The organism is Pseudomonas putida, assembly GCF_002906855.1.
In the GTDB taxonomy this organism is placed as follows: domain Bacteria; phylum Pseudomonadota; class Gammaproteobacteria; order Pseudomonadales; family Pseudomonadaceae; genus Aquipseudomonas; species Aquipseudomonas putida_N.
In genome coordinates, this window is record NZ_MINI01000028.1 from 792,344 (window position 1) to 806,405 (window position 14,062).

At 59.2% G+C, this 14,062-nt stretch carries 14 protein-coding genes and 1 pseudogene; 9 read left to right on the forward strand and 6 right to left on the reverse strand.

Features of this window, described 5'->3' with window-relative positions:
- Positions 1 to 137 precede the first annotated feature (137 nt).
- From BGP85_RS03950 to BGP85_RS29125, 5 genes and pseudogenes are all read left to right on the forward strand, one after another.
- Positions 138 to 680, forward strand: a complete 543-nt coding sequence (locus BGP85_RS03950) for a redoxin domain-containing protein (protein ID WP_019751018.1) — start codon at positions 138 to 140, stop codon at positions 678 to 680.
- An 11-nt stretch (positions 681 to 691) separates the two neighbouring features.
- The gene (locus BGP85_RS03955; RefSeq protein WP_070086726.1) at positions 692 to 1,231 is read left to right on the forward strand and encodes a DsbA family protein; all 540 of its coding nucleotides are present in this window, start codon (positions 692 to 694) and stop codon (positions 1,229 to 1,231) included.
- A gap of 98 nt (positions 1,232 to 1,329) precedes the next feature.
- Entirely contained in the window at positions 1,330 to 2,430 is a 1,101-nt protein-coding gene (locus BGP85_RS03960; protein WP_102689592.1) for a low temperature requirement protein A, read from the forward strand.
- A gap of 228 nt (positions 2,431 to 2,658) precedes the next feature.
- The gene (locus BGP85_RS03965) at positions 2,659 to 2,961 is read left to right on the forward strand and encodes a putative quinol monooxygenase (protein ID WP_023047152.1); all 303 of its coding nucleotides are present in this window, start codon (positions 2,659 to 2,661) and stop codon (positions 2,959 to 2,961) included.
- Between the two features lie 194 nt (positions 2,962 to 3,155).
- Positions 3,156 to 3,338 (forward strand): annotated as a pseudogene (locus BGP85_RS29125) (monovalent cation:proton antiporter-2 (CPA2) family protein); the annotation flags it as partial.
- Positions 3,339 to 3,376: 38 nt separating this feature from the next.
- Here BGP85_RS29125 and BGP85_RS03975 read toward each other — a convergent pair.
- Complete coding sequence (locus tag BGP85_RS03975; protein ID WP_103447577.1) at positions 3,377 to 4,360, reverse strand: LLM class oxidoreductase; 984 nt, start codon at positions 4,358 to 4,360, stop codon at positions 3,377 to 3,379.
- Positions 4,361 to 4,840: 480 nt separating this feature from the next.
- Between BGP85_RS03975 and BGP85_RS03980 the strand changes: the two genes are divergently transcribed.
- Positions 4,841 to 5,155 (forward strand): chorismate mutase, encoded by a 315-nt coding sequence (locus BGP85_RS03980; protein WP_103447576.1) that lies wholly within the window; start codon positions 4,841 to 4,843, stop codon positions 5,153 to 5,155.
- 135 nt (positions 5,156 to 5,290) lie between these two features.
- On the opposite strand, the gene BGP85_RS03985 is transcribed toward BGP85_RS03980, so the two are convergent.
- The 4 genes from BGP85_RS03985 to BGP85_RS04005 form a co-directional block, all read right to left on the reverse strand.
- Positions 5,291 to 5,620, reverse strand: a complete 330-nt coding sequence (locus BGP85_RS03985) for a hypothetical protein (protein ID WP_103447575.1) — start codon at positions 5,618 to 5,620, stop codon at positions 5,291 to 5,293.
- Positions 5,621 to 6,043: 423 nt separating this feature from the next.
- Positions 6,044 to 7,345: an ABC transporter ATP-binding protein gene (locus BGP85_RS03995; protein WP_103447574.1), complete on the reverse strand. Its 1,302-nt coding sequence runs from the start codon at positions 7,343 to 7,345 to the stop codon at positions 6,044 to 6,046.
- Between the two features lie 9 nt (positions 7,346 to 7,354).
- A complete protein-coding gene (locus BGP85_RS04000; protein WP_103447573.1) occupies positions 7,355 to 9,076 on the reverse strand; it encodes an ABC transporter permease in 1,722 nt (573 codons plus the stop codon).
- Positions 9,077 to 9,407: 331 nt separating this feature from the next.
- On the reverse strand, positions 9,408 to 9,590 hold the full coding sequence (locus BGP85_RS04005) for a DUF2986 domain-containing protein (RefSeq protein ID WP_103447572.1): 183 nt from the start codon (positions 9,588 to 9,590) through the stop codon (positions 9,408 to 9,410).
- A 219-nt stretch (positions 9,591 to 9,809) separates the two neighbouring features.
- On the opposite strand from BGP85_RS04005, the gene BGP85_RS04010 reads away from it, so the two are divergent.
- Complete coding sequence (locus tag BGP85_RS04010; RefSeq protein ID WP_103447571.1) at positions 9,810 to 11,000, forward strand: MFS transporter; 1,191 nt, start codon at positions 9,810 to 9,812, stop codon at positions 10,998 to 11,000.
- Positions 11,001 to 11,010: 10 nt separating this feature from the next.
- On the opposite strand, the gene BGP85_RS04015 is transcribed toward BGP85_RS04010, so the two are convergent.
- Positions 11,011 to 11,943, reverse strand: coding sequence for a LysR family transcriptional regulator (locus BGP85_RS04015; protein WP_103447570.1), 933 nt, complete (start codon positions 11,941 to 11,943; stop codon positions 11,011 to 11,013).
- A gap of 302 nt (positions 11,944 to 12,245) precedes the next feature.
- Here BGP85_RS04015 and BGP85_RS04020 point away from each other — a divergent pair, with 302 nt between their 5' ends.
- Positions 12,246 to 13,139 (forward strand): LysR substrate-binding domain-containing protein, encoded by an 894-nt coding sequence (locus BGP85_RS04020; protein ID WP_103447569.1) that lies wholly within the window; start codon positions 12,246 to 12,248, stop codon positions 13,137 to 13,139.
- Positions 13,140 to 13,240: 101 nt separating this feature from the next.
- Positions 13,241 to 13,945 carry an SDR family oxidoreductase gene (locus tag BGP85_RS04025; protein WP_103447568.1) on the forward strand — a complete coding sequence of 235 codons (705 nt, stop codon included), beginning with the start codon at positions 13,241 to 13,243 and terminating at the stop codon, positions 13,943 to 13,945.
- Positions 13,946 to 14,062 lie beyond the last annotated feature (117 nt).

Consider the following 14,062-nt stretch of genomic DNA (forward strand, 5'->3'; position numbering starts at 1 on the left):
AAATCACTCAGGCTCAGGCTGAGATCGAGGCAGCGTTGTCTTTTTTTGAACCCCTTGATGGTGGATGGAGTTATCCCACCGGGCACGTCGCATCCCACTGAGCACGTCCCAACCACCCATCTATAAAGGTTCAAGCAATGAATACTTTAGAGTTCGATGATGCACAAAAAACCAATGGCGACCTGGTTCAGGGGCCGCTGCCGGCCGGCACTGTCGCGCCCGACTTCACTCTTCACGCAACCCCTGATCAACAGTTGTCGCTGCGTGAGCTAAAGGGAAATCCCGTGATATTGGCGTTTTATCCCGCTGACTGGACTTCGGTGTGCGGTGACCAACTGACTTTGTACAACCAGTTGCTACCCACATTCAGAGAATACGGTGCGGCGCTACTGGGTATCTCGGTTGACAGCGCCTGGTGTCATCAGGCCTTTGCCAAAGATCGGAATTTTCACTTCAGCCTGCTGGCCGATTTCGAGCCCAAAGGGGCTGTGGCACGACAGTATGGAGCGTACCAGTCCCAGCTCGGGGTTTGTAAGCGTGCGCTGTTCGTGATTGACAAGGACGGGGTGGTTGCCTGGAGCTACGTCTCCCCGATGGCAATCAACCCTGGTGCGGACGGTATTCTGGATGCGCTGGATGCTTTGGCGAATTCGCCACAAAGCACGCCAACCAAAAATTAACAGGTGATTAGATGGCCACTCTCAAAGTCCCGGTAAGTGCCAACGACCATCGCCAGGGAAGTGCGCATGCCAAGGTCACCTTGGTCGAATTTGGCGACTATGAATGTCCCTATTGCGGTGAAGCTTATTGGATGGTCAAGAATCTGCAACAGCATTTTCGCGATGACTTGCTGTTTGTGTTCCGTAACTTCCCTCTGACCACCGCTCACCCCCATGCATTGGGTGCAGCGGTCACCGCTGAGTATGCCGGGAGTCGAGGATTCTTCTGGGAGGCCCACGACGAATTGTACGAAAATCAGGATCGATTGGGCCTGCCGCTGTATCGCGCCATCGTTCTCAAACACGGCCTTTCCAGGGAGGAATTCGATCTTGCAATGCAAGAGGATACTTACATTCCCAAAATACAAGCCGATTTCAATGGCGGTGTACGCAGCGGCGTGAATGGCACCCCAGCGTTTTACATTGACGGGCTTCGCTATGACGGAGTTCCAGAGTTCATCGGGATGAGTCAGATGATTGAGCTTTTGTTAGTGCGTGGACGAAATCGCTAGAGAGCCAAATCGGCTTGGCATCACCCACATCGGAGCCGAGGAAAAACCAACGTTAGCTTCCTTTTACATTAAAGAGGTGGGCACGGAGCCGGCAACTAATGAAATCTTTGAAGTATTATGAAGAAAATCGACACGCCACATGGTTGGAGTTGTTTTTTGACCTGACTTTCGTTGTTACGATAGGCCAAGTTACGCACACTCTCGGACATGTTCATGATGGGCACTTTGAACATAAGCAATTATGGACATTCTTACTGCTTTTTGTGCCGCTGTGGTGGATCTGGTCCAGTCACACGATTTACTCCAACAGGTTCGATACAGACAGCAATCTTCACCGTTTGGCAACATTATTCATAATGCTCCTGCTCATTGTGCTATCGGCACGGATCGGGGAAGACTTGGAAGTGAACTACTCGCTCATTATTGCCTGCTATTTTGGTATACGTGCAATCATCAGTGTTATGTATATTTCATCCATTAGTAAACTCGATTCTCGCGGCGAACTTTCCTCAAGGCTTGGCTTCGCCCTATTAGTTAGCGCAGTTATTAGCCTTTCATCCGTTATTTTTGACCCGCCCTTGCGTTACCTTGTTGCTTATATTGGGATTATTCTTGATATTCTGTTTCCTGTATTTTTCTGGACTAAACTAAAACCGTTGCCAGCACACACAGAGCACTTGGTTGAGCGCATAGGCCTACTCACCCTAATCTTATTGGGGGAGTCAATTATTAGCCTTTCCGGAGGCTTATCTAACATTCAATGGGGTTATTATAATGTGATGGCAGCCATCACCGGATTTATCATGATTTGCAGTATCTGGTGGATCTATTTTGATAGTTTTTACTTGCTGAACAAACATCAAAGCAGTATGAGTGGACACGCCTTAATCTACTCGCACCTTTTTCTTTTTATGGGGCTGGCACTTCTGGCAAATTTGATTAGGCATGCGATCCTGAACGACATTGCGATACGCGATTTCCAGATTATGTCGATCACCGGCATGGCCTTGTTTTTCCTAGGTAAGCAATATGGCTATTTCATAGCCGTGAGTAGAATAAGGAAGTATATCCTACAAAACACGTTGATAGTGTTTTCTTTGGGCGGGTTAGTCGTGTTTTTACCCCGCGTCGAGTACATATTGGTCGGCCTGACAGCAACCATGATCTCTTATGTTTTTCTAAATTTCAGATATCGTTGAATCATCATTATCAGACCAGAGGGTGGGACCAAGTGAGCAAGTGGCTGACTTGCGGTTACATGCTGCCCACTACGTCGTTCTCACTGCTCGTGCGCTACTCGCCGCTACCCTTGGTCTATTTGGGTTTGTAATCCTGGTATCGTCGACCATAGTTAAGAGTCTCGGATGCCCCTCTTAGCTATCGCGATCTGATAGCGCCAGCCGCATCGTAACAACAGGAGCCACATCATGGTCAAAGTAGCGTTGTTCGTTCGCCTAGAAGCAAAACCCGGGAAAGAAAAGGATGTAGAGAGCTTTCTTTTGGGTGGCCTTCCGTTAGTGGAGGAGGAGCCAGCCACTACAGCCTGGTTTGGAATCCGCTTGGGGCCGTCCACCTTTGGCATCTTTGACGCATTCCCGGATGAAGCGGGCCGGCAGGCTCATCTTTCGGGCAAGGTCGCGGCGGCGCTTATGGCAAACGCTGCCGAGCTATTTGCCGAACCGCCATCAATCGAGAAGGTTGACGTCCTTGCGGCCAAGCTACCCGGCTAAGCAAACCCAATAGGAAGCTCCAGTCAGTACTGGGAGGCCCACGATGTATTTTGTGAAAATCAGGATAGCTTGGGCCTGCTGCTGTTCCGGGCGGTGATCAATCAAAACACTTGTATTGAAGATAAATGTCATGGCTAAAGTGCCGTGTCCAGGGTTCATGCCATGCTTGCGCGCTCGGTATAAGTGAAAGGATACGCGCGCAAATCGTGTCCAGGGACGGCGTGGAAGCCGCACAGAATCTGCAAGGCAACGTGCTCATCACGGGTTTAGGCTGGGTAGGGTAGATTGTTTGCCGGGCACCGGTCGCTCATGGCGCGAAGATCTCCATCATTGATATAGAACCGGAGGTCATCCGCGCCGTGACACCTTATGGTTTCGTCAAGTGAGCATTCGTCGGCGTAGCAGTGACCGATGTTCAATGAGCTGCCTGACGCGGCTGCACTCCGAACTGCGCAACGATGTGCGTACCCAATTCCTCAATAACTTCCACCGCAGGGCGCTTGCCGTATTTGAGATTGAGAATGACGTGGTCCACGCCGATTTCCTCAAGCGACTCCAGCAAAAAACGTAGCTGGTAACGTCCAAGTCTGAACCCCAAATGGATACGTGTGGGTGGCGTTGACGGATTCTCATCGAGATCGATGTACAGCGACTGAGTAAAGGGCTTATACACAGAACCACATTGTTTCGTGACCTCCAGTCGCCAATCTTCCACGACCAGCCGCTGCATGTTCGGAATGCGTGGATAGTTGATCCATCCGTTGCTCTCACGCGCGATCCAATCCAGTGACTGGCGACTGTTGCCGGTCACGAGCATTGGAATGAATTGGGTGGTCGGTTTCGGAATCAGGTCTGCGCCTTGCATTTCACCAGTGCTCCAGTGGATGGGCTCAAAACTGGTGCTGTGGGCGCGGCGAATCACTTCGTAGTGTTCTCGAAAGATCTCTCCACGCCTTTCTGGATCGACGCCAAACGCCGAAAACTCCACTGGCCGATCTCCCGAAGCAACCCCCAGAATCAAGCGACCAGTGCTCAACTGATCTACGCTGGCTGACGCCTTGGCCGTGTGCAGGGGATGGTGCAGCGGGATGGCGATGGAGGCGGTGCCAAGTGCAATCTCCGAGGTATGGGCGGCCATATAACCCAGGTAAACCCAGGGGTCGAAGACTTGGCCGACATCGCCGAAGCCAGGGTCGCGAAGCGGCACGTCGCGAAACCAGAGCGCGCAGAAGCCCAGCGCCTCGGCTTGTTTAGCCAGTGTGACCTGGTTGAGCATGCTCGGAGTGTCCCCGTCGAACGCCTCCATGGGAAAGAATAATCCAAGGCTCAAATGCCCCTGAGTGAAGGTTCGGCTGAACCCTCGATGCTTCTGGTAAGGAATCGTGCTCGGCCGATACATACGGATTGACCTCATGGCAGAACGTGAACAGCGCCCCCGTTTCCAGAGGTGCTGCGGCATCGGTCGCTTTTGAACGGCAGTGGGGGGGCTGGGTCTGGCTTTTACCCGTTGCGCCGTACTGCTGGTCGTGTGGACCGGACTCAGGGGGCAGTTGCTGGCGATAGGCGCGGGTTGGTCCGGGTGGGTGTTAAGCGGACGGTCAAAGGAAGTCAGATCTCTCGGCTCTATACCACCAGATGGGCAAGGCGTTCGAGGAATCATTCTATAAGCGTAGGCGGTTTTGCAGCTCTCCGCCATATTCTTACAATCGAGCCGCTGGCGGGCGAAAGTCGCGTATCGAAGGCCGTTATCGGTCGTTTCCTGCCATTCCAGAACGGCCGCTATTGGCCGATAGCTGTCTTCCCCGAAGGGCAGCTATGGGTCGGAAGCAGCCATCTACGACCGGCCGCTTTCTCGGCCCATGAAAAGGAATTAAAAAAAATGGAAGTAACGTGCACCTCACTGGATGAAGTCCGGCAGCGCATCGATGTCATCGATCGAAGCCTCGTTTCATTGCTCACTCAACGCGGCAAGCTCGTGGCGCAGGCCGCGCGCTTCAAGAAAACCACCGATGACGTACGCGCGCCGGCGCGGGTCGAGCAAGTCATCGAGAAGGTGCGAGTAATGGCAGGCGAGGCGGGCGCTTCGCCTGCGGTGGTGGAGCAGGTCTACCGGGCCATGATATCGGCGTTCATCGCCGAAGAGCTGAACGTTCACGCCACGCTGACTGCCACTGATCCAGCGGGCAATGCGTGAGCATTCATCGGAGCAGCGTGCATCAGGCGGGCAGGGCGCCTCAACCTTTCACAAGGGATCGAGGCGCCTCTGGGTAATGACTACAGCGACAGCGCGGTCACCCGCGAAGACTTGGCGTTGGGTGACCGTGGTCGGTCAGTCCACCCGCACGAACACATTCTTGGCCATGTTGCTGCCGCCAATGGCTTCCAGACGCTTGCCGCCGTCCAGTACGCGCACATTGATCAGTGCCTGGCCATCCTTGTCGCGCGCGACGACCTCATCATCCTTGCGCTCCCACTCCTCGACCTTGAACTTGTTGCCGTTGGCAATGATGTAGTCCTTGGCGAACTCGACTTTCTGTTTTGGGCCCTGGATGCCCATCACCGTGGTGGTCTGTTCATAGGTGCCTTCCAGGGCATCGTTGCCGCAGCCGGCCAGTACACAGAAGGGCAATGCTGCGAGCACGAGTTTGATTTGACGCATGGGATTTCCTTATCGATTGGCTTTGATCGAACGACCAGGCGCGAGTCAGGGCGCCGGTCCTTCGGCTACCGCACGGGGTGCGGTCAACGCCGCGGGATTATACAGACCGTTTAAAAAAAATCAGATTTTGCGCCTTTCTTGTAGTCCATTCCCCAAAGATACTCTTCCCGCATATTTTCCGTTGTGGTTGCTCTGCCAAGGGCTTTAGTCTCGGCCTGTCGCTGCTCATCAGCGACACGGCTTTGACAGGCCGTAACTCTGATGTGCAGCAGTTGCACTGTTGCCCCGGACCTTGGTGCATCTGGACCGTGAGGAGGGTATTCGCACCAGCAATCGCCTGGGCACGGCTGACCCGGAGCGGTTCGATGCGTTGCTGCGTGGCAACGGCTCGCCGGTCTGAGCGCACACGCCTGAACGCCGCAATCAGTGTTCGCCGGTGATCTCCCGCGCTAGGGTCAGGCGGCGCGTATGAAAGTCGTACTCATAGAGTTCGGCATAGCGCCCCCACTCGATCGCCACCTTGAGTACGCGCTCGGCTTCCTCTGCGTCCATGTACTCCGTCAGGCGGTCGAGCACGGTCTTTTCCAGCAGGCCGGCGGGCTCCAGGTGGAGGCTGTCGAGGATGTAGCTGATCAGCGACACGCGCCCCTTGCACTGGCGCGCGAACAAGTCCTGGCGCCTTGCCTGGCGGGCCGTCACGTAGTTGCGGCCCTGGCGTGTAAGGCGGATATCGCCCTCGATCACCTGGGCAAAGCCAAGCAGGCCGAGGGCCTCGTAGATCGGGAACAGCACCTCGTCGGGCAGCGCGGTTTCCTCGGCCAGGTGCGGCAGGTCGGCCTCGCCGTTGAAGGGCTCGCCGGCGATGAGTTCGAGCACGCTTTCCATCCGTGCGATGTCGGCGTCGGGCAGTCGGTAGCCCAGCTCCACAGCCGGTGGTGCACCGGCGGCGGCGATGGCTTCGGGGCCCTGGGTCATGAGCGCGTAAACGTCGTCGATCAGTGCGCGGACTTCCGCTGAGTCGGCATTGCGCGGGCGGGGCAGGTCGATGTGCAGTTCCGAGCGCACCCGGCCCGGGTCGCTGGAGAGGATGAGGATGCGGTCGGCCATCATCACCGTCTCCTCGATGTTGTGCGACACCACCAGAATGCTGCGGGTGGTGATGCGGCGTTCTTCCCAGAGTTCGAGCATGTCGTTGCGCAGGGTTTCGCCGGTGAGTACGTCGAGCGCCGAGAAAGCCTCGTCCATCAGCAGCACTTCGGGGTTCATCACCAGGGCGCGGGCAATGCCCACGCGCTGACGCATGCCGCCGGAAAGTTCGCGCGGCAGGGCGCCACCGAAACCGGACAGGCCGATCAGCTCCAGCGCCGTGTCGGCCAAGCGCTGGCGTTCGGCCGGGTTCATGCCCTGGGCCTCCAGGCCTAGCTCGACGTTCTGCTGCACGGTCAGCCAGGGGAACAGTGCGAACGACTGGAAGACCATGGCCACGCCGCCTACCGGGCCGTGGATCGGCTGGCCGCGGTAGGTGACGGTGCCGCGGTCGGCGCCGACCAGGCCGGCGATGATCCGCAACAGGGTCGACTTGCCCGAACCGGAGCGCCCGAGCAGGGCGACGATCTCACGCTCGCGCAGGTTCAGGTCGACGCCTTCGAGGACGGTGCGCGGGGTGCCGTCGGAAGCCTGGAAGGCCTTGCTCACGCTCTTGAGCTCGATCAGCGATGGTTTCATGGCAAGTCCTCAGCGAAGGTTTTCGGCAAGCAGGTACAGACGGCGCCAGAACACGCGGTTTACCAGCATCACGTAGATGCACATCACGCCGATCCCTAGGGCGATGCGGTGGAAATCACCAGCGTCGGTCATCTGCTTGATGTAGCTGCCCAGGCCGTTGGCAACCAGCGAGGTGTCGCCCCAGCTGACGTATTCGGCGACGATGCTGGCGTTCCACGAGCCGCCGCTGGCGGTGATGGCGCCGGTGATGAAGCTGGGGAACACCGCCGGCAGGTATACGCGTTTCCATTTCAGCCAGCCGCGCAGGCCGAGGTTGTCGGCGGCCAGGCGCAGTTCGTAGGGAATGGCCGCGGCACCTGCGACCACGTTGAACAGGATGTACCACTGGGTGCCGAAGACCATCAGCGGGCTGAGCCAGATGTTCGGGCTGAGCTGGAAGTGCACCAGCACCAGGACCACCAGCGGGAACAGCAGGTTAACCGGGAAGGCGGCAAGAAATTGCGCCAGCGCCTGGACCTTCTGCGAGTAGCGGGGCCGCAGGCCGATCCAGATCGACAGCGGCACCCACACCAGCGAGGCGAGGGCGATCAGCAGCATCACCCGGCACAGGGTGATCAGGCCCAGGCCGAGCACGTGCAGGGCCTCGCCCCAGCCGACGTCCTGGTGCACGAACAGCCCCAGACGGATGAAGGCGAAGGCGCAGACCAGCACCAGGGCCGCGTCCCAGGCGCGTGACCACCAGGCGGGCAGGCGCAGCCACTGGCGCCGCGCCACGGTGCCGTCGTGGCGTTGAGCGAACCAGCCCATGGCGCTCTGGAACCCCTTCGCCAACAACGCGCTGAAGCCGCTCAGCCAACGGCTGCGGCGCCCCCAGTCGAGCAGCCAGGAGCGCTGCGCGGTATCGCCCTGGGTGTCTTCGAAGCGGAAACGGTCGGCCCAGGCCAGCAGCGGACGGAAGAACAACTGGTCGTAGAGCACGATGCCAGTGAGCATCGCGCCGACGGCCCAGCCGATGGCGCCGAGGTTGCGTTGGTCGATGGCCACGGCGATGTAGGAGCCGATACCGGGCAGCTTGATATCCTGCCCGGCCACCGAGATGGCCTCGGCGGCAACCAGGAAGAACCAGCCGCCGGACATCGACATCATCATGTTCCACAGCAGGCCGGGCATGGCGAACGGCAGCTCCAGGCGCCAGAAGCGCTGCCAGGCCGAGAGGCGGAAGATCCGCGCGGCCTCGTTCAGTTCCGGCGGCACGGTGCGGAACGACTGGTACAGGCTCAGCGCCATGTTCCACGCCTGGGAGGTGAAGATGGCGAAGATCGCCGCGCATTCCACGCCCAGCAGGTTGCCTGGAAAGAGTGCGATGAAAGGCGCGATGGCAATGGCCTGAAAGCCCAGGATGGGCACCGACTGCAGCACGTCCAGCAGCGGGATCATGGCCTTCTCGGCGGCGCGGTACTTGGCCGCCAGCGCGGCGAAGAGGAAGGCGAACAGCAGCGAGAAGCCCAGCGCGGTGAACATCCGCAGCATGGTGCGCAGCAGGTAGTAGGGCAGGTTGGCCGGGTCGAGGGAAATCGGCAGCGCCTCGCCGACCACGAACGGACGGCTCATCTGCATGGCGCCATAGGCGGCGAGCACCAGCAATACCAGCACCAGCGGCAGCAGGATCCAGTCCCAGCGATTGGGCGCGGCGTTACGCAGGCCTGGCGACGGGGTGAACAGGCGGGCCATGATCAGGTCTCTATCGTCAGGGGCTGGGAAGGGCAGGTGTCGCGACGTGAGCCAGTATGGTTCAGTTGGCTTACAGGTCAATGGCAGTGCCCGTCGCAAGCAACAGGCCAGTGGGCGGCAAATACCTGAGAGATATTAAGATTTTTTAATCGTCACTGACGGGGAGGGACGTGACGAGGCATGTGCTCAATGCGGCATGGGGAGGGTATGTGGCTGGACCAGCAACTGCGTAGACGATCAATCCCGCCGTCATGAAAAGGAATTCACGAAAATGATTAGACTTTTCTTGATGAAATATCGCAGATGCAGCGTTGATCGAGCCTGCCGGGGCTCAGGAGATTGCCTGGGTCGCCGGTGTGTTTGAAGCAGACTGTACAACTGCCGCGTCAGCTTCAAGCTTCTGCCGGTCGGCCTTGCTGATGTACTTTGGCTTGTTGCTCTTGGGCGCCAGCTTGGCATTGGCCTTTTTCTGGTGGGCCTTGAGCAGCTGTTTGAGTTTCTTCTGGCGGTTCATTGTCTGTCTCTGAAGTGCAGCGTGGGTCGAGCATTGTACCTCGGGAGCTTCATCCTGCGGGCCCGGAACTCGACTGCGGTATCCGTGGCCGATAAAACCCGGTGAGCGTGAAGAAGTTGAAAGTATTGGTGAATTTAGTTCCATTGTCATATGAGAATTGGCCAATAATTGTCTTTAGCGGAATGAATAGACTGGGGGGCCATCAACAGGAGCCTCCTAATGTCCGCTCACGAATCAACCGTACAGGTTGCTTCCACTTCCAGAAACGCAGCAGTCAGCATCGCGATCCTGGCCTTTTCCGCCTTTCTCATCGTCACCACCGAATTTCTGATCGTCGGGCTGCTTCCCGCGCTGGCTCGGGACCTGAACATTTCGATTGCCGTTGCCGGGCAACTGGTGACGCTGTTTGCCTTCACCGTGATGGTTTTTGGTCCGCCCCTGACGGCGGCGCTGTCGCATCTGGAGCGGAAAAAACTGTTCATCGGGATCTTGCTGCTATTCGCCGCCGCCAACGCCGTCGCTGCCGCTTCGAGTAACGTCTGGCTGCTCGCCGTGGCCCGCGTGGTGCCTGCCTTGGCCTTGCCGGTGTTCTGGGGCACGGCCAGCGACACCGCCGGGCAACTGGCCGGGCCGCAGCGGGCGGGGCAGGCTATTTCAAGGGTCTACCTCGGAATCTCGGCGGCCATGCTGCTGGGCATTCCGCTGGGTACTGTGGCGGCCAATGCGATCGGCTGGAGAGGGGCTTTCTGGCTGCTCGCCGGGCTGTCGTTGATCATGGCTGCGGCCATGTGGGTCTACATGCCGAGCTTGGCGCGCACGACCAAGGTTGATTTCCTCAAGCAGGCACGGATTTTCAAGGAGCCATGCTTCCTGGCCAATGTGCTGCTTTCGGTGGTGGTGTTCAGCGCCATGTTCATCGCCTACACCTACCTGGCCGACATCCTCGAGCGTGTCGCGGGCGTGGCTCCGGCCGATGTTGGCTGGTGGATGATGGGCTTTGGCGCGATTGGCCTGGTGGGTAACTGGATTGGCGGCAGGGCCGTGGACCATTCGCCAATCAAAGCCACCATCGGCTTTCTCGCGCTGCTTGCCCTGGGCATGGCAGCGGCCGTTCCGCTGGCTGAAGATGGCTGGCTGTTCTGTGTTGCGCTTGGGCTGTGGGGTATCGCCAATACAGCGCTTTACCCGGTCAGCCAGGTGCGGGTCATGCGTTCGGTCACCCACGCACAGGCGCTGGCGGGCACGAGCAATGTCTCGGCGGCCAATGCCGGCATTGGCACCGGCGCCATCGTCGGCGGCATGACCGTGTCGAACCTGGGCATCGGCTACCTCGGCTATGTGGCGGCCGCCGTTGCGGTGCTCGCGCTGCTCCTGGCGTTGGCCGTTCGCAACCTCGCGCCTGAGCGTTAGGGCAGGGCAGTCAGCTGCCGCCGGGCCGGCTGCCGTGGGGCGTCAGCCGTGGCAGCAAGTAGTCCAACAGGGCGCGGACCTTGGGCTGGTTCTCACGGCTTTTCAGCCAGACCAGGTTCATGGGCAGGCCGTCCGTTGCCAGCTCAGGCAGCACTTCGACCAGTGTGCCCTGGTCGATGTGCTGCTGGGTCAGCCAGGTCGGTAGCTGGCCGATGCCATGCCCAGCGAGCACAGCGGTCACTTCGCCCTCGCCATCGCCGACGGCGATACGCGCCTGCGGCGTACGCCGCTCCATTTCTCCCGGCTGGCGGCCTTTGAAGAACCATGGGCTGACCAGGCCATCGCCGTGCCCATAGCCGACACAGTGATGCTGATCGAGGTCACGTTCGCTTTGCGGGGTGCCGTGCTGTTCAAGGTAGGCGGGTGAGGCACAGAAGATCAGGCGCTGGGCGCCAAAAAACTCGTGACCCAGGCTGGCTGGCCAGGCATCCGGGCCGCCGATGCGCACGACGATGTCGATGCCTTCATGCAGCGGGTCGATAAAGCGGTCGGTAAACGAGATGTGCGGTTGCAGCAGCGGATGCTGATGGATGAAAGCCAGGATCAGCGGTAGCACATGCAACCGGCCGTACGAGGCCGGCAGGTCTATCCGCACCCTGCCGTGAGGCTCGTCGCCCTCGGCGCTGAGCGCATGCTCTACCTGCTCCAGGTCGGCCAGTACCGAGGTACAGGTGCGGTAAAAGGTGATACCTGCCTCGCTCAGCGCCAGGGTGCGGGTGGTGCGGTTGAACAGCCGCACCCCAAGGCGTTCCTCGAGGCGCGCCACACTCTTGCTCACTGCAGATCCTGTGAGGTTCAGCCGTTCGGCTGCGGCAGTGAAGCTGCCCAGGTCAGCGACGGCGACGAACACGTCGAGACCCTTCAGCCGTTCAGATGAAAACATTCGTTTCTCCCTTTGAGCGGCATTGGAACAGGAATTGCTCGCAATGCTGAAAAGCGACCAGACAGGGGATACGCCAATGCTCGTGGAGGACCACTACTTCATGTTCCTCGTTGTGGCGATCGTGCTAGCCGTGGATGTGGTGGCGGTCACCCTGTATTGGCGCAGCAAACCCTGAACCCAGCCACGGGGGCAGAATACCCCTAGTCGGGGCTTTTGCGATGGATCATCGACTGGCACTGCTTCCAAACCCGAGGTGATGGCGGTAGCCTCGGGAGACCTTGGCCGATAGAAAATCCATTCCCATGCCTGCTGGTTTCCCCGGGTTGCCGTCACTCAATGCGCTGCGTGTGTTCGAAGTGGTGGCGCGTCAGTTGAACTTCCGCCTTGCCGCCGAGGAGCTTGGCGTGACCCAGGCGGCGGTCGCCCAGCAGGTGCGTGGGCTGGAGGCCAGCCTGCAGGTGCGCCTGTTCGAGCGCCTGCCACGGGGTGTTGGCCTGACCGATGCCGGGCATGGCTATGCGACGAGCATCCGCAGCGCCCTGGGGATGATCGACGAGGCGACCCGGCTGCTGCGCCCGGCGCCGTCGCAGCTCACCGTCAGCGTGACGCCTACCTTTGCCTCGAAGTGGCTGATTCCACGGCTTGGGCACTTCGCCGAGACCCACCCTGACATCGATCTGCGCCTGCTGGCCACCGACCGGCTCTCGCATTTCCATACCGATGGCGTCGACATCGCCGTGCGCTACGGTCAGCCACCGTTCGGGGGCGGGCTGAACGTCGAGCTGCTGATGGAGCAACGGATCGTCGCCGTGGCGAGCCCGGCGTTGTTGGCTGAAATGGGCAAACCAGAGAGCTTTGCGGCCTTGCAACGTTATGTCGCCCTGCACGACGGGCACAACTTCTGGCCGCACTTCACGGCGGCCTTCTTCCCTGATCATCCGAAGCCGACGGCGAAGAGTGTGCGTTTCAACCAGACATCGCTGGCCATCGACGCCGCCATTGGCGGGCAGGGCATTACCCTCGCCAGCTATGCCTTCGTCAAGAACGACATCGCTGCCGGCAGGCTTGAGCAGGTCTTTGCACAGCAACTGACGCTGGACAAGGCGTTCTACTTGGTATGGCCGCGCAAGGCGCAGGAGACAGAAGCACTTAGCCTTGTCAGAGGGTGGCTCAATAGCCAGGTAGGCGATAGTTAATCTACTGGATAGGCAGGCTTTGCTTGACTCCCTCGATCAGCTGCCGGCTGCTAGTGTGATGAAACCTGCAACAGCGCAGTTCCATTACCTAAGGAGGCAGTATGTCTGTAGAAAAAGTGGCAATCATAACGGCCGGTGGCAGCGGCATGGGCGCTGCTGCGGCACGTCGGCTGGCCGCTGACGGTTTCAAGGTCGCCATCCTGTCCTCTTCAGGCAAGGGCGAGGTGCTTGCCGCCGAACTGGGCGGCATCGGCGTCACCGGTAGCAACCAGTCGGTCGAGGACCTGCAGCGCCTGGTGGATGCCGTGATCGAGCAATGGGGCCGCATCGACGTGCTGGTCAACAGCGCCGGCCACGGCCCGCGCGCGCCGATCCTGGAGATCAGCGACGAAGATTGGCACAAGGGCATGGACACCTACCTGCTCAATGTCATTCGACCGACACGGCTGGTGACGCCTTACATGCAAAAGCAAAAGGGTGGAGTGATCATCAATATCTCCACCGCCTGGGCGTTCGAGCCGGTTGACTTGTTCCCTACATCGGCCGTATTCCGCTCGGGCCTGGCGGCCTTTACCAAGATCTTCGCCGACCAGTTCGCCGGTGACAACGTGCGCATGAACAATGTGCTCCCGGGCTGGATCGACAGCCTGCCGGCCACCGAGCAACGCCGCGACAGCGTACCGCTCAAGCGCTATGGCACGAGCGAGGAGATCGCCGCCACCATCGCCTTCCTGGCCAGCGACGGTGCTGGTTACATCACTGGGCAAAACATCAAGGTCGATGGTGGCGTGACGCGTAGCGTCTGAGCAGGTTCCTTGGGGGAGGCCAGCAGGTGATCGGCACACCGTTTTCAGCGCCTTCCGACCTACACCTTGAGGCCCAGATGCCAATTTTACGTTTTGCGACAAATTTTTTACGTTTGT

Bases quoted from the DNA above. Each gene is read 5' to 3' on its own strand.
- BGP85_RS03950 (WP_019751018.1), top strand. From the start codon at position 138: ATGAATACTTTAGAGTTCGATGATGCACAAAAAACCAATGGCGACCTG.
- BGP85_RS04015 (WP_103447570.1), bottom strand. From the start codon at position 11,943: ATGTTTTCATCTGAACGGCTGAAGGGTCTCGACGTGTTCGTCGCCGTC.
- BGP85_RS03975 (WP_103447577.1), bottom strand. From the start codon at position 4,360: ATGTATCGGCCGAGCACGATTCCTTACCAGAAGCATCGAGGGTTCAGC.
- BGP85_RS04000 (WP_103447573.1), bottom strand. From the start codon at position 9,076: ATGGCCCGCCTGTTCACCCCGTCGCCAGGCCTGCGTAACGCCGCGCCC.
- BGP85_RS04020 (WP_103447569.1), top strand. From the start codon at position 12,246: ATGCCTGCTGGTTTCCCCGGGTTGCCGTCACTCAATGCGCTGCGTGTG.
- BGP85_RS03995 (WP_103447574.1), bottom strand. From the start codon at position 7,345: ATGAAACCATCGCTGATCGAGCTCAAGAGCGTGAGCAAGGCCTTCCAG.
- BGP85_RS03980 (WP_103447576.1), top strand. From the start codon at position 4,841: ATGGAAGTAACGTGCACCTCACTGGATGAAGTCCGGCAGCGCATCGAT.
- BGP85_RS04005 (WP_103447572.1), bottom strand. From the start codon at position 9,590: ATGAACCGCCAGAAGAAACTCAAACAGCTGCTCAAGGCCCACCAGAAA.
- BGP85_RS04010 (WP_103447571.1), top strand. From the start codon at position 9,810: ATGTCCGCTCACGAATCAACCGTACAGGTTGCTTCCACTTCCAGAAAC.
- BGP85_RS03965 (WP_023047152.1), top strand. From the start codon at position 2,659: ATGGTCAAAGTAGCGTTGTTCGTTCGCCTAGAAGCAAAACCCGGGAAA.
- BGP85_RS03955 (WP_070086726.1), top strand. From the start codon at position 692: ATGGCCACTCTCAAAGTCCCGGTAAGTGCCAACGACCATCGCCAGGGA.
- BGP85_RS03960 (WP_102689592.1), top strand. From the start codon at position 1,330: ATGAAATCTTTGAAGTATTATGAAGAAAATCGACACGCCACATGGTTG.
- BGP85_RS03985 (WP_103447575.1), bottom strand. From the start codon at position 5,620: ATGCGTCAAATCAAACTCGTGCTCGCAGCATTGCCCTTCTGTGTACTG.
- BGP85_RS04025 (WP_103447568.1), top strand. From the start codon at position 13,241: ATGTCTGTAGAAAAAGTGGCAATCATAACGGCCGGTGGCAGCGGCATG.